12 protein-coding genes and 3 pseudogenes are annotated in these 14,475 nt (G+C 55.4%); 11 read left to right on the top strand and 4 right to left on the bottom strand.

The window, feature by feature from the left end; all coding sequences use genetic code 11:
• Positions 1-2 precede the first annotated feature (2 nt).
• From nirB to IMCC12053_RS00880, 3 genes are read left to right on the top strand one after another with little or no spacing between them, the layout of a single operon-like run.
• A complete protein-coding gene (nirB, locus tag IMCC12053_RS00870; RefSeq protein WP_062220671.1) occupies positions 3-2,429 on the top strand; it encodes a nitrite reductase large subunit NirB in 2,427 nt (808 codons plus the stop codon).
• Positions 2,426-2,761, top strand: coding sequence for a nitrite reductase small subunit NirD (gene nirD, locus IMCC12053_RS00875; RefSeq protein ID WP_062214840.1), 336 nt, complete (start codon positions 2,426-2,428; stop codon positions 2,759-2,761). Before nirB ends, nirD begins: the two co-directional genes overlap by 4 nt.
• Complete coding sequence (locus IMCC12053_RS00880; RefSeq protein ID WP_062214842.1) at positions 2,758-5,334, top strand: nitrate reductase; 2,577 nt, start codon at positions 2,758-2,760, stop codon at positions 5,332-5,334. The genes nirD and IMCC12053_RS00880 overlap by 4 nt, the downstream gene beginning before the upstream one ends.
• 88 nt (positions 5,335-5,422) lie before the next feature.
• Here IMCC12053_RS00880 and IMCC12053_RS16255 read toward each other — a convergent pair.
• Positions 5,423-5,515, bottom strand: a pseudogene (locus IMCC12053_RS16255) (transposase zinc-binding domain-containing protein); the annotation flags it as partial.
• 166 nt (positions 5,516-5,681) lie between these two features.
• Between IMCC12053_RS16255 and IMCC12053_RS16035 the strand changes: the two are divergent.
• A pseudogene (locus IMCC12053_RS16035) lies at positions 5,682-5,975 on the top strand (IS110 family transposase); the annotation flags it as partial.
• A gap of 190 nt (positions 5,976-6,165) precedes the next feature.
• On the opposite strand, the gene IMCC12053_RS00885 reads toward IMCC12053_RS16035, so the two are convergent.
• A complete protein-coding gene (locus IMCC12053_RS00885) occupies positions 6,166-7,059 on the bottom strand; it encodes a LysR family transcriptional regulator (RefSeq protein WP_062214844.1) in 894 nt (297 codons plus the stop codon).
• Positions 7,060-7,271: 212 nt separating this feature from the next.
• Here IMCC12053_RS00885 and IMCC12053_RS00890 point away from each other — a divergent pair, with 212 nt between their 5' ends.
• The 7 genes and pseudogenes from IMCC12053_RS00890 to IMCC12053_RS00910 all read left to right on the top strand — a co-directional run bounded on the left by IMCC12053_RS00890 (position 7,272) and on the right by IMCC12053_RS00910 (position 11,308).
• On the top strand, positions 7,272-7,625 hold the full coding sequence (locus tag IMCC12053_RS00890; protein WP_205623924.1) for a cyclophilin-like fold protein: 354 nt from the start codon (positions 7,272-7,274) through the stop codon (positions 7,623-7,625).
• Positions 7,626-7,687: 62 nt separating this feature from the next.
• Complete coding sequence (locus tag IMCC12053_RS16125) at positions 7,688-7,822, top strand: hypothetical protein (protein ID WP_256209977.1); 135 nt, start codon at positions 7,688-7,690, stop codon at positions 7,820-7,822.
• Between the two features lie 111 nt (positions 7,823-7,933).
• Positions 7,934-8,329: a (R)-mandelonitrile lyase gene (locus IMCC12053_RS00895; RefSeq protein WP_062220674.1), complete on the top strand. Its 396-nt coding sequence runs from the start codon at positions 7,934-7,936 to the stop codon at positions 8,327-8,329.
• Between the two features lie 96 nt (positions 8,330-8,425).
• Entirely contained in the window at positions 8,426-9,625 is a 1,200-nt protein-coding gene (locus IMCC12053_RS00900) for an MFS transporter (RefSeq protein WP_062214848.1), read from the top strand.
• A gap of 156 nt (positions 9,626-9,781) precedes the next feature.
• A pseudogene (locus IMCC12053_RS16040) lies at positions 9,782-9,868 on the top strand (ATP-binding protein); the annotation flags it as partial.
• Between the two features lie 319 nt (positions 9,869-10,187).
• On the top strand, positions 10,188-10,598 hold the full coding sequence (locus IMCC12053_RS00905) for an MbcA/ParS/Xre antitoxin family protein (RefSeq protein WP_062214850.1): 411 nt from the start codon (positions 10,188-10,190) through the stop codon (positions 10,596-10,598).
• On the top strand, positions 10,592-11,308 hold the full coding sequence (locus IMCC12053_RS00910) for an RES family NAD+ phosphorylase (RefSeq protein WP_062214851.1): 717 nt from the start codon (positions 10,592-10,594) through the stop codon (positions 11,306-11,308). Before IMCC12053_RS00905 ends, IMCC12053_RS00910 begins: the two co-directional genes overlap by 7 nt.
• Positions 11,309-11,914: 606 nt before the next feature.
• Here the strand turns inward: IMCC12053_RS00910 and IMCC12053_RS00915 are convergent.
• Positions 11,915-12,403 (bottom strand): NUDIX domain-containing protein, encoded by a 489-nt coding sequence (locus IMCC12053_RS00915; RefSeq protein ID WP_062214854.1) that lies wholly within the window; start codon positions 12,401-12,403, stop codon positions 11,915-11,917.
• Positions 12,400-14,364, bottom strand: coding sequence for a polysaccharide biosynthesis protein (locus IMCC12053_RS00920; protein WP_062214856.1), 1,965 nt, complete (start codon positions 14,362-14,364; stop codon positions 12,400-12,402). Before IMCC12053_RS00920 ends, IMCC12053_RS00915 begins: the two co-directional genes overlap by 4 nt.
• Positions 14,365-14,475: the final 111 nt, after the last annotated feature.

Consider the following 14,475-nt stretch of genomic DNA (forward strand, 5'->3'; position numbering starts at 1 on the left):
TGATGACCCAGAAACTGATTGTTATCGGGGCGGGCATGGCCTCTGGTCGGGTGTTGGAGCACCTATTGGAAGCGAAGGCGGATTACGACATCACGCTGTATAACGCTGAGGCGCGGGGCAACTATAATCGTATCATGTTGTCGCCGGTTTTGTCGGGTGAAAAGACCTACGAAGACATCGTCACCCATGATGCCGACTGGTATGAAACCAACGGTGTGACCTGTCATTTTGGTACACATATTACTGGGATTGATAAAGTCGCCAAGACGGTGACGAGCAAGAATGGCACCGAGCATTACGACAAACTGCTTATCGCAACAGGGTCCGCCCCATTCATCATTCCGGTGCAGGGCAAGGATCTTTCGGGCGTTATCACCTACCGCGATCTTGACGATACGAATGCGATGATTGCGGCCTCTGAGAAGGGCGGCAAGGCGGTTGTAATTGGTGGCGGCTTACTGGGACTTGAGGCTGCAGCAGGGCTGGCTGAGCGTGGGATGGACGTCACTGTGTTGCACCTGATGGGTCACCTGATGGAGCGTCAACTGGATGAGGCGGCGGGTTATCTGCTGCGCCGCGATCTTGAAAAACGCGGAATTACTGTGAAGTGTCACGCCTCGACCAAGGCTATTCTTGGTGAGGATAAGGTCGAAGGTGTGCTTTTGGAAGGTGACGAGGTTCTGGAGGCTGATATTGTTGTCATGGCCGTTGGCATTCGCCCGGAGACGCGCCTCGCAACGGGTGCGCATTTGACCGTGGCGCGTGGCGTCGAGGTCAACGCACAGATGGAAACATCCGACCCCGACATTCTGGCCGTTGGCGAATGTGTGGAGTTGAATGGACAGTTGTTCGGGTTGGTGGCGCCGCTTTATGACCAAGCAAAGGTTGTCGCAAAGACGCTAATGGGCGAACCTGACGTGTTCACGCCAAAGGAGTTGTCGACGAAGTTAAAGGTCACGGGTTGTGATCTGTTTAGCGCTGGTGATTTTGCCGAGGGCGAGGGCCGCGAGGATATCGTTTTCCGCGACCCTGCGCGTGGCGTTTACCGCCGTTTGGTGCTTGAGGATGGCTGCATCATCGGTGCCGTGATGTATGGCGATACGGCTGATAGCAATTGGTTCTTTGGCCTGATCCGCGACAAGACCGATGTTTCCGAAATGCGCGAGACCCTCATTTTCGGCCCTGCGTATCAGGGGGGCGGTGCGTCGGACCCGCTCTTAGCCGTTGCAGCCTTGCCGCGTGATGCGGAGATTTGTGGGTGTAACGGCATTTGCAAAGGACAGATTGAAGATGCGATTGCAGTGGGGGCGACGGACCTCGGCGCGATCAAGGCAATGACCAAGGCATCGGCGTCATGCGGGACCTGCACAGGCTTGGTTGAACAGGTTTTAGCGGTCACTCTTGGCGATGCATTTGTCATGCCTGCGGCCGCAAGCATTTGTGCCTGCACCGAAATGACGCATGAGGACGTGCGCCGCATGATCAAGTCACAAGAGTTGAAATCTATGCCCGCCGTGTGGCAGGCTTGCGGGTGGAAAACATCGTGTGGGTGCCATGTGTGCCGCCCGGCATTGAACTTCTACCTACTGGCAGACTGGCCGCTTGACTACACCGACGATCCGCAGTCGCGTTTCATCAACGAGCGCAAGCATGCCAACATCCAGAAGGATGGCACATTCTCTGTCGTGCCGCGCATGTGGGGCGGCATTACCACACCTGACGAATTGCGTGCGATTGCTGATGCCGCCGATAAATACATGGTCCCCACGGTCAAGGTCACGGGCGGTCAGCGGATCGATTTGCTAGGCGTGAAGGGCGAGGATTTGCCCGCCATTTGGAAAGACCTGAACGATGCAGGCATGGTGTCTGGCCATGCGTATTCCAAGGGTCTACGCACGGTAAAAACTTGCGTTGGGACCGATCATTGCCGCTTTGGAACACAAGATTCCACGGGTCTGGGGATCAAGCTGGAAAAGACACTTTGGGGCTCTTGGACGCCACATAAGCTGAAGCTGGGTGTCTCTGGTTGTCCGCGCAATTGTGCCGAGGCAACGTGCAAAGATATTGGCATTATTTGCGTCGATAGTGGCTATCAAATTAGCATAGGCGGTGCCGCGGGTATGGACGTGAAAGAAACCGAGTTGTTGATCCAAGTCGCCACGGAAGATGAGGCGATGGAGGTGATTAAGGCCGTCACGCAAAGCTACCGCGAGAACGCGAAATACCTCGATCGCATCTATAAATGGATGAACAAGGTGGGCCTCGACTGGATCAAGGATCAGATCGCAGACCTTGAAAACCGCGCCGCGTTGGCTGCCCGTTTTGAGGTGTCTCAATCGGTTTTCCGCAACGATCCTTGGGCAGAGCATGTGACCAAAGCAGAGACGTACCAACCAATTGCCAACCTGACTTTGGAGGCCGCAGAATGACCAACTGGATCGACATTTCACCCCTCGACGCCGTTCCGCAACGGGGCGCGCGACTGGTCAAAACGGCTCACGGCTGCGTCGCGATTTTCCGCACGGGCGCTGACGAGGTTTTTGCGCTGGACAACGCTTGCCCGCATAAAAATGGACCACTCGCCGAGGGGATCGTGCACGGAAATTCCGTCACTTGTCCGCTGCACAACTGGGTCATCTCACTGGAAACAGGACTGGTGCAAGGTCCAGACGAAGGCAAGGTCGCGACCTATCCTGCGCGGGTAGAAGCGGGGCGAATTTTGCTTGATGCGGAGTTCCTAAGCCAGAGGGCAGTTGCATGACGCTGACCAAAACAGTTTGCCCTTATTGCGGGGTTGGTTGTGGCGTTTTGGCGGGCGCAGACGGCACGATCAAGGGCGACCCGGACCACCCCGCGAACTTCGGCAGGCTTTGTTCTAAAGGGACCGCACTGAGCGAAACGATCGATCTGGAGGGGCGTCTTTTGGCCCCCAAAGTCCACGGTGTAGACACTGATTGGGATACCGCACTTGACCTGGTGGCCTCCAAGTTCAGCGAAGCAATTCGCGATCACGGCCCCGACAGCGTTGCGTTTTATGTGTCTGGGCAGTTGCTCACTGAGGACTACTACGTCGCCAACAAGTTGATGAAGGGCTTTATCGGGTCAGCAAATATAGACACCAATTCAAGACTTTGCATGGCGTCATCGGTCGCAGGTCATAAGCGTGCATTTGGATCTGATACCGTTCCCGGCATTTACGAAGACTTGGAAGACGCCGATTTAATTGTCTTGGTCGGATCAAATCTCGCGTGGTGCCATCCCGTTCTGCACCAACGCATTGCGGCGGCAAAGACGGCGCGGCCCGACATGAAAGTGGTCAATATCGACCCGCGCAGAACCGCGACGACCGACTTGGCCGATGTCCATTTGCGGGTTGCCCCCGATGGGGATGTGGCGTTGTTCAACGGGCTCCTGACTTATCTTGCCGAAACCAAAAATCTCGACCATGCCTATCTTGACGCACATGTTGCGGGCGCGCGGGAAGCAATTGAGTTGGCGGCTCAGACCGATCCTTCGCAATCAGGACTTTCGCCAGAGGGCCTCGCGCAATTCTACGCGCTTTGGGCAGGCACTCCGAAGGTCGTGACCGTCTATTCGCAAGGCGTAAACCAATCGACAAGCGGAACTGATAAGGTCAACGCGATCATCAATTGCCACCTTGCAACAGGGCGGATTGGCAAGGCAGGCTGCGGGCCGTTCTCGGTCACGGGCCAGCCCAACGCAATGGGGGGGCGAGAGGTCGGCGGGATGGCCAATATGCTGGCAAATCACCTCGATATCGAGAATGCAGGTCACCGTGATGCTGTTCAAGGTTTCTGGGCAAGCCCAACGATTTGCACGTCCGCGGGACTTAAGGCCATTGACCTTTTTCAAGCCTGTGCCGCAGGTAAAATCAAAGCGCTCTGGATCATATCCACGAACCCCGCCGTCAGCATGCCTGACGCAAAAGCCGTCGCCGCAGCAATCGCCAACGTGCCGTTTGTTGCGGTCTCTGACATCATGGCGCGGACGGACACTGGAGACCTTTCTGACGTGCTTTTGCCTGCGACAGGCTGGGGCGAAAAGGACGGCACCGTGACCAATTCAGAACGGCGCATTTCGCGGCAGCGGGCCTTTTTACCTCGCCCCGAAATGGCCCGTCCAGACTGGAAGATCATCTGTGATGTGGCCCAAAAGATGGGTTGGGGGGATGCGTTTTCCTATCGGTCTGCTGCCGAAGTATTCGCGGAGTATGTGGCGCTTTCTGCCGCAACACGTGACTTCGGTAGGGACCTTGATCTGAGCATTTTTGCCGACGCGGATTACGCCGATTTGATCCCGACACAATGGCCCAACAACAAACGCTTCTTTGCGAATGGCGGGTTTTTTCATCCGGATGGCAAGGCGCGAATGATTGCTGTGACGCCGCCCGTTGCGGTGCCTTCTGAGGGGTTGACGCTGAATACGGGGCGTAATCGCGACCAATGGCACACGATGACGCGCACGGGAAAGGCACCCCGTTTGGGGGCCCATTTGGCGGAACCCTACGCTGAAATGCACCCTGATGATGCGACCGCGATGGGCGTTGGCTACGGCGATCTTGTTGCAGTTAAAAGCCTTCATGGTGATGTGATATTACGAGCCTTGATCACTGATCGCGCGACCAAGGGACAAGTGTTTGCGCCGATGCATTGGACCGGGCAGCAGGCCGCCTCTGGCAAGATCAACCAGCTCATTACATCTAATGTGGACCCTATATCGGGACAACCTGCTCTGAAGACGGGCAGTATCGTGGCGCGAAGGTTCGAGGCCGCTTGGTTCGGGTTCGGGGCGAGTGTGTCGCCACTTGCACCGACTGGTCGCTACGCTGCGATCAGTCGAACGGCGACGGGGTGGCAAGGCGAGTTTGCGGATACCAAAGCGCCTGACGATTGGGACCCTTTTGTGCGTGATATCTTAGCGGCACCCAGTGGCGATATTTCCGTTTTGGAGGACTTAAAAAGCGGTCTTGTCCGAATTGCGCTTCACGAGGGTAAACGATTGACTGCCCTCTTTTTCGCGAGCCCAACGCCCGTGCGTTTGGCGCGATCCTATGTTGTTTCGTTGATCGGGACAGAAACAAGCGCCTTGTCGTCACTGGCAGGGCGCGGGGGGGCGGATCATGTGGATGCGGGAGCGATCATCTGCGCGTGCATGAATGTCGGGGTCAACACTGTGCGCAGCGCAATTGCAGACGGCGCGAGGACGGTTGATGCCATCGGCGAAGTAACTTGTGCAGGCACAAATTGTGGCTCATGCAAGCCTGAACTCTCCGCTATTTTGGCAGGATTGCAATTACCGATGGCTGCTGAATGACGCGTACTCCGTTTGTCGGTATCGTGGCCCAAGGTAAAGGTCGCCCGCGTAGCTTGACCCAAGATGAAGTACACAACGCGATGGCATTGATGTTGTCGGGCGATGCCGCCATCCAGTCGTGCGCCGCCGGTCCCTCACATTTGGGACAGTGTCGATTCTTGCACGAGTTATAAGCGATGACGTGGTCTGGCAAATTCGGACAGCGTGCTAAGGTGTATCCAACACTGATGAATGGATACGAGAATGACGAAGCGACGAAACGTTTCAGACAGGTTTAAGGCTGTTGTGGCGCTTGTGGCGCTGCGTGGCGACAGGACAGTTCAGGAGATTGCAGCTTACCTTCCTCAATCCGGCTTCTCGGCTGGGCGACATCGTGTGCGCCGACATCACATAAAGACCTCCACGTTGCTGCCGTTGTCGATGACAATGATCAAGTGCTGGGAACACAGAGCTTTGCCACAACACGGCGGGGTTACAAGCAAATGCTGACATGGATGCGCTCATTCGGAGACTGGAAACGGATTGGGGTCGAATGCACCGGCAGCTATTGCGCGGGGCTTTTGCGATATATGCAGATCGCTCGTGTAGACATTCTTGAAGTGACTGCACCGGATAAGCTTTATCGCAAACGGCGGTCCAAGCGCGCCGCATAGCCTTTGATAAGCGCACTCCGGACATCGCATACTTTGGCTACGCAGAGATACGAAAAGCGGCATGAACACACACCAGATGCATTTTAGCCAAGCCGCAAACCTGTCCTGAAAAGCAGGACCACTTCAGTATTGCCTCGAGGATATGATCGTCATTTTGGCAAAGGTCATTTCAAATTCTCTAAGCCTTATGGCGCAGTGCATCCGTCAAGATTTTGAACACGGGCATATTCTGACGTCGGCTCGGATAGTAGAGGTAATAACCCTCGAAGAACGGCGACCAATCGTCCAGTACTTGGACGAGAGTTCCCGCCTCCAACGCTTCTGCCACGATATTCTCGGGCATGTAAGCAATCCCTAGGGCTGAAACGGCCGCGTCGATCATCGCGTAGGCGTTGTTAAAGACCAGCTGGCCATCGACGCGAACGCGCAGTGGCTGCTCGTCTTTCTCGAATTCCCAAGAATAGAGGCCGCCAGACGTGATATGGCGCATGCCAATGCAGTTGTGATGGATGAGATCCTGCGGATGTTCTGGTACGCCTCGGCGAGCGACGTAGCTGGGCGACGCCACGGCCACCAGCCGCCAATCCGGACCTATCCGCACTGCGATCATGTCCTTCTCGATGCTCTCGCCCAGCCGGACACCGGCATCAAACCCGTCCTCGACGATATTGCGAAAGCCGCCGTCAATGCTGAATTCGATGGCGATGTCGGGATTTGAGGCAAGGACTGGTTTCAGCTTTGGCCAGACAACGCTTTCGAAGGCGTGGTCGGAAAGCGTCAGGCGGATCGACCCTGACGGCATATCGCGCAGGGCCATCAGATCGGCGATGTCATCCTCGATAGCGGCAAAGCGCGGGGAAATAGTCTCAAGCAGCCGCTCGCCTGCTGCAGTCAGGGCCACGTTGCGCGTGGTCCGCGTCAGAATAGAGACGCCCATCCGCGCCTCGAGGTCTTTGATCCGCTGGCTGAGTGTCGATTGTGCCACGCCAATTTTGGCTGCTGCCTTGGTGAAGCTGCGCAGTTCGGCCACGGCCTGAAACCAGACAAGATCGTTAAAATCGGGCTTGCGCATCGAATACTCCCACTTGCCTCTGGATGATTGATCGAGGCAGGCGATAAGTCCATGCGGAATTACTGTACTAATTGCGAAGGCCGATTTGGCTTAAGTATCTAAAAATCGAAACGCAGACCAGTGCGATGCTGCACTTTTGCCCATCGAAAGGAGGGAAAATGCTACGCACCGTCTTACTGTCACTAACCCTCGTAGGAGCGAGTTTTCCCGCCATGGCCCAGGACCGCATTCGTATCACCAGCGGGAATAACTCTGTTGTCGCGACGCTGAATGACAATCCTGCTGCACTGGCTCGTCGGGTCATGTTGCCGTTGGAGCTGCCGATGCCCGACCACTTACGGCAGGAAAAGACGGGCAAGCTGCCACGGGGCCTGCCGTCCGCCGTCCGCCAGCGTGATTTCGCGACCGGCACGCTCGGGCTTTGGGGTACGGGCGATTTCGTCATTTACTACCGGACGGGGCGCGTACCCTTGCCGGGGATCGTGATCCTTGGCGAGGTCCTAGACGACGTGTCGATTTTCGACCACGCCGACCCAGTTACGGTCACGATTGAAGCTGTGGACTGACCGTCCATAGCTCACATCTGCGGGGTTCGCTCCGTTTTTCACAAGACAACCGGAGAGCTATAATGAGCAACAATATTTCAGGCAAAGTCGGTATTCCCGCAGACAGCTTTGCGCGAATGGCGGCATTTGCGATCAGCCAACCCGAGGATGTGGATGTAAGCGAAATCATCTTCCGCCCAACAGCTCAACAGCTTTGATCGTTACCCCGTGGTGATCTTCGTCGCTGCGGCAAATCGCGATCTTACGATGGCGCGAGATATTGCGAAGTGAATTGCCCTTTACGGGCAAACCTAGGAAAGGTCATGTCAATGAAGATCATGCGCGCAGGATCACAACCGTCGGTCTGCGGCCCGACAGATTATTTCACCGGCCAAGTTCGGATCGACCCACTCTTCACGTTTGAGGCCCCGGGCCGCACTGGGAGTGCTTTAGTGCCGTTCGAACCCGGCGCCCGAACGGCGTGGCACACTCACCCCGCCGGACAGGCATTGATCGTCACGGCCGGCATGGGGCGCGTGCAGCGAGAAGGCGGTCCCATCGAAGTGATCCGCCCCGGCGACGTCATTTGTTTTGCGGCAGGCGAAAAACACTGGCACGGTGCGTCACCCGACACAGCCATGTCGCACATCGCGGTCCATGAGAGCCTGGACGGAAGCCCAGTCACGTGGTTGGAGCAGGTCATCGACGACGACTACCACGGCTGACCGTCAGTGGTAGAGTTGGCCCGACCCACGGCGCTTGCGCCGAGCCACCTCGTCATGTAACGCCTTTTTCCGTTTTTGTTGCTTTGGGATTTGCGAATGAACACCACCGGCTCTCACCCATCATCCGTCGCAAACCCTGCCACCGGAGCCGTCCTTTCGATGACGCTCTGCGTCGCGGCTTTGATCGCGTCTGAGTTCATGCCGGTCAGCCTTTTGACCCCGATCGCAACCGACCCAGGCGTGTCGGAAGGGCAGGTGGGACAGGCAATTTCGATCTCCGGTATCTTCGCAGTACTCACGAGCCTGAGCGCCGCAAGCGTGACCCGCAATATCGATCGTAGGACGGTGTTGTTGGCCTTTTCGGTCATATTGATCGCATCGGGATTGATCGTCACGTTTGCGCCAAATTACATCACACTCATGGCTGGCCGGTTGTTGTTGGGGATCGCCATCGGCGGCTTCTGGGGTATGTCCACTGCCATCATCATGCGCCTCTTGCCCGAAGGAGATGTGCCTTGGGGGCTCGCCATGCTGAACGCGGGCGTCGCGATTGCGGCAACCGTCTCTGCACCGCTCGGGGCCTTTTTGGGAGATCTGATTGGTTGGCGGGGTGCGTTCTTTCTGGTCGTGCCCCTTGGGCTGGTTGCGCTGATCTGGCAGTGGGTCAGCATGCCGCCCCTGCCTCCGCGCGGACGTGCCACACGGGGGAATGTCTTTGGCCTGCTGCGGCGTCCGCAAATCGCTTTCGGCATGGCGGCGATCTTGTTCTTGTTCATGGGCCAATTTGCACTCTTCACCTACCTGCGCCCCTACCTCGAAAGCGTAGCGGGTTATTCGGTCAACGCACTGTCTGTGGTGTTTCTCGGGCTCGGTCTCGCAGGTGTCGCTGGGTCGTGGATGGTCAGCAAGCGACTGGCGCGCTACCTTTATGCCATCAATATTGCCATTCCACTACTGATGGCGGTGATTGCTGTGCTGTTGATCTCGGTCACGCCACGGCAAATCCCGATTGCTGTTCTGCTCGTTGCCTGGGGCTTCGTCGCGACCGCGGCGCCGGTGGGCTGGGGCACGTGGCTCAGTCGCGTTCTGCGTGACGAGGCCGAGGAAGGCGGCGGTTTGCAGGTGGCAGTCATCCAGTTCGCCATCGCCTTGGGCGCATCGGGTGGCGGGTTGATGTTTGATCGCACCGGATGGTGGGGAACTTTCGGCCTTGCCGCAATCCTGCTTGTCGGGTCTGCAATTTCCGCCTTCGCGGCCAAGATACATTGGGAGAAAACCCTTGATGTGTGCAAGTGACTTCAATCGCTTCTGAATGTTGCAAGGTGAGGTGCCCCCAGTTCCCTAGACGCTTTGCTTGGTAATTTTGTAAGCAAGGAGAGACAGATGTGAACAAGGGAATACGGTTTACAGACGAGTTCAAACAGGCCGCTGTGGGCGTTCAGGCCATCGAGCATCACCACCAACTTGAGCTTTAGCGAATGGGCCACGGTTTTCGGTGACGCTAATATGACCACCGCGACCCTCGACCCGATCACCCACCGCTTTAACAAACGTATGGTGACTGCCTTTGTTTGTTGTAACAGAGTTCGCCTTCGGGGAAGGGGCATGGGTGTTTTCGACTTTACCCAAGAAGCGGTCTTTAAGGATGAAACGCAGGCGGACCTGCGGTTCCATCCAGAATAAGCGCAGGGCTAGGTGGCACTGAGCGCAGCGAAGAGGTTGGTCAGCGCAGTCGCGCTGTCGTGTCATACTCACCGAAAAGCCAACATAGCGTTCGCTTCTGTTGGACATCGTTAGGGAGATAGATGCATTGCCATATGGCATCATAGTTGCTATATGATGCCAAAAGGAGAGTCTAATGGCACTTCAACCCGTCACAACCTGCGCACCTGATTTTGTACCTGCCAAAATTACTGATGAGGAAGGCGGGGCAATGCTGCGTGCCGTTCTAAACCTGTTCGGAAAATGGGACATCACGGATGAAGAGGCCGCTGTCCTGCTTGACCTTCCGGTGCGAACTTATCGTCGCTGGAAAGCTGGTCAGCCTGGGCGCATTAACCGAGACATGAAAGCAAGGCTATCCAATCTTTTGGGTGTCCATAAAGCGCTTCGCATCATCTTTTCGGAACCGGATCGAACCTACGGCTGGATCAAAGCGCGAAACACAGCATTTGGCGACCGATCAGCTCTTAATATCATGCTCGGCGGTGATCTCACGGACCTCATGCGCGTTCGCCGGTATGTCGATGCGGAGCGTGGCGCTTGGTAATCAATACCGCCGATATTCCAGTCAATCATGTCGTGTGGGATCGCGCTGTTCGGATCATTCGAAGCGTGTTCCCGCCAATCGATCTGTTCGAGGACATTGCTGAGCCAGAAGACTGGCCTTTGCTCATCTCGGCTGAGCAGAAAACAAATCCAAGGCTGATGGAGACCATTGGCAACATTGACCTGATTCCGGCTGAGCGACGGGTTGGAGGGCTGGGGGCCAGTTATCTGATGGCACCGTTCACACATACCAGTGTGGATCGGCCGAGCCGATTTTCAGATGGCCGTTTGGGTGTCCTCTATATCGCAAGTGACTTTGAAACTGCCGTCCATGAGACTGCGCATCACTATGCAGGTTTTATGTCAGCTACGAATGAGGCGCCAGGCTGGGTTTCGCAGTTTCGCGAACTCTTGATGGGTGTGGATGCGCGGTTGCATGACATCAGGGGCGACATCAGCGATTTCGATGCGGCACTCGATCCTAACGATTATACGAACTCCCAGAATCTCGCCGCGGCACTTAGAGCGGGTGACTCTGAAGGGATCACATATCCCAGTGTGCGTGGGGCAGGAGATTGTGTCGGACTCTTCTACCCAGATCTCGCCCATCACCCCGTACAAGGGCGGCACCTTGCTTATCACTGGGATGGGACACGGGTCGATCTCATCCGAGAGTCAGCGACGGGCAGTGTATTTCGGGTCGTGGACTAAAGAAAGCGGCAGATCTACATCCGCCTAAACAGCGCACCTCAGAATCGGTAGCTCAGGCGGTTGTGCCCTCCCGCAACCAACTGTTCGCCAGAATGATGTGCTACACATTTTGCTACACTTTTATATCTGGGATTTTCTATTAATATATTGTTATTAAACGATTATAAGTAATATATAATAATGCTGTGGCTGACTATCTGTCCGCCACTTACCCCCCCCTTGAGTTATTGTTTTTCCGTCCGCCTCACGCCGATTCCTTCTGACAATGCCATGGCAATTGTTGTGTCTTTCCCGATTGCGAACTTAACGAATGGGATTATAGGGTCGGCGTTCCATCGTCCTTACATCGAGAAAAGCCCCGAAGCATCGCAGCAACGGGGACGGGGAGGCTCCAAATTGGCCCTTCGGATGATCGTTAGAAACAGCACTTGGGGAATGCCCACAATCAATCTGTCGACGTTGGTGGTGTGTAGGCATCGACCGCCATTGCGGAGTTATTGGACGTGGTCGGGACGTCGATTTCGTGGCGCGCGCGTCGATCAGGTGGGACGGTGATCGTCCCGATGTTCGCTAAATGACCCCGCAATAAGCCACACGGTGGTGGTATTACCAAGTTGCACTTTGCGTGGCGCCCTCGACGATTTCTTGCATGCGGCGCAGCGTCCCTGACTCCACTCCGTCTGGCAGATCATCAAGGCCAAAATACCCAACCTCGGCAATCTCCATGCTACTCGGTTTGCTTGGGATAGAGCCGGTCGCTTGACATAGGTAGACCAAAATGTGGTCTCTTTTGCTGACACCGCTGTTAAAGAAAACACCATGAAAGCTTGGCTTTCCCGTGAGGTCCAGTCCGGTCTCCTGACGTAATTCTTTGCTCAAAGCGTGCTCAATTGTCTCGCCTTTTTCGACGCCACCGCCCGGAAAGTGCCAGCCGGGGGTGTATGTGTGGCGCACCAGTAAAAATTTGCCATCGTCACATTGTACGATCGCGCGCACGCCAAGGGTCAGCCCACGGGTCATGAGGAAAAAGGAGTGAAGGGCGCGACTGAATACTGTTCGGGCGATCCCTCTGTTCCCATCTTGGAGGGAGGTCATGCGCGGGCGTCCTCGGTGTGGGGTGTAGACGTTTGCCCTGCTTTTTCGCGTTCCGCATCCCAGATAAGGTCAAAAATATCTTTCGTCAGCGGCGCGTAATCAAGTGGAAGCTCGTCTAGAATTTTGACGATTTCAGGGAGGTCGAACCGCTCACAAGCGCGCATTAGCCTATCCAGGATTGACATGAGGTCGCTCATCGCAAGGGAGGCCTCCGATGCTGTCATGATGCGTGGGTGCTGTGTCGGTGCGGGATTGTTCCCGATAAGCAGCTCCTCATACAGCTTCTCACCCTTTCGCAAGCCCGTGATGCAAATTGGTATATCACCCATATCAGGGATGAGCTGTTCGGGGTGCTCTACGAGGTATGGCGTCAGCCCATGCAGCTTCACCATGTTCAAGGCAAGCTCAAGGATTTTGACCGGTTCCCCCATATCCAAGACAAAAACATCGCCGCCTTTGCCCATTGCGCCCGCTTGAATCACCAGTTGTGATGCTTCGGGAATCGTCATGAAATAGCGTGTGATATCTTGATGCGTGATCGTGATCGGACCGCCGTTTTCAATCTGAGTGCGAAATAGCGGGATAACTGATCCCGATGAGCCGAGCACATTCCCAAAGCGCACCATTGAAAATGTGGTGGCTGAATTCTCTTGTGCATGTGCTTGGCATATCAATTCAGCGACACGTTTGCTCGCCCCCATAATATTCGTAGGCCGTACGGCTTTATCGGTTGAAATTAAAATGAAATTTTCTACACCAAGCTTTGCGGCAGCGCGGGTGATCGCCAGTGTGCCAAAGACGTTGTTTCGAATGCCCTCGACTACGTTTTCTTCGACGAGTGGAACGTGTTTGTAGGCGGCCGCATGAAAAATGGTTTGAACATTGAACGCCTTGATGACTGCCTCAAGGCGTTGACTATGTTGGACAGAGCCTAAAACAGGTACGATATTGACTTTGGATGTCAGTTGCGCTGCGGTTGCGGCGAGCTCGGCCTCAATCGTGTATAGGGCAAATTCGGACACTTCAAAGAGCACAAGCGTTGTGGGGGTTTGGCGCAGGATCTGGCGGCAAAGCTCACTCCCAATCGATCCACCCGCACCGGACACCATGACCACGCGTCCAGTAATGTTTTTGCCGAGTAATTCGACGTCAGGCGCCACGGGGTCGCGGCCAAGCAGGTCTTCGGCTGACACCGTACGCAACTCTGAAATTTTTGCTTCGCCACTGATGATTTCGGACATGCCCGGGATCGTTTTGATCTCCACTTGCAGGTCTTTAAGTGAGTTTATGATGTCGCGGCGGCGCGCGCGGCCTAAACTCGGAATGGCCAATAAGATGACCGAGGCACCCGTTTCGTGGATTAACTGCGGAATTTGATCGGGGGCATCGACGCTCAATCCACCAATCGCCAAATTCTGGAGCGCGGGATTGTCATCAACAAGTGCAACGGGCGCATAATCGCGACCGTGAAACAATGAGTTCAAAAGCTGTAAACCAGAATCGCCAGCCCCGTAGATAATAACAGGCCGCTTTCGTGATCGGTTCGGATTGCGGAAAAAAGTTCGAGTGATAAAGCGCAGCCCGCCCACAGAAAGGAAGACAAACATAATAAAAATGATCGGTACTGACCTTGGCAGGCTTGCACCTATGAGGGTGCCGGCACCGTAGAGCACGATCGCGGACACAATCGCGCCTTTTCCGATGGCAATGAGAATTCGGCCGGTGATGTAGCGAAGCATGGCGCGATAAAGCCCAAAAAACCGAAAGGCGATCAATGCCGTTGCAACGCTGATCGCCATCGCCACCCAAATCTCTGGCGTGCTCAAAAACGCTAGGTTTTCCAATCTCAACAGCATCGCGAAAACAAAGGACAGGGCAATCAAAGTTGCATCCATCGCGAGCATCAAAACAACTTTTGTTTTTCGGCTTAAGGCCGAAAGGTATTTAATGTAATTCGACATAAAGGGTAACCTTGGATATCATTCGAGGGCAGACTAACGGACCCGAGGCCTAGCAACAACTCGCAATGAGTGCGGATGAGGCCTTGCCCCATTTGAGGTCTGGGTCTTTAT

It is taken from the genome of Celeribacter marinus (genome assembly GCF_001308265.1).
GTDB lineage: Bacteria > Pseudomonadota > Alphaproteobacteria > Rhodobacterales > Rhodobacteraceae > Celeribacter > Celeribacter marinus.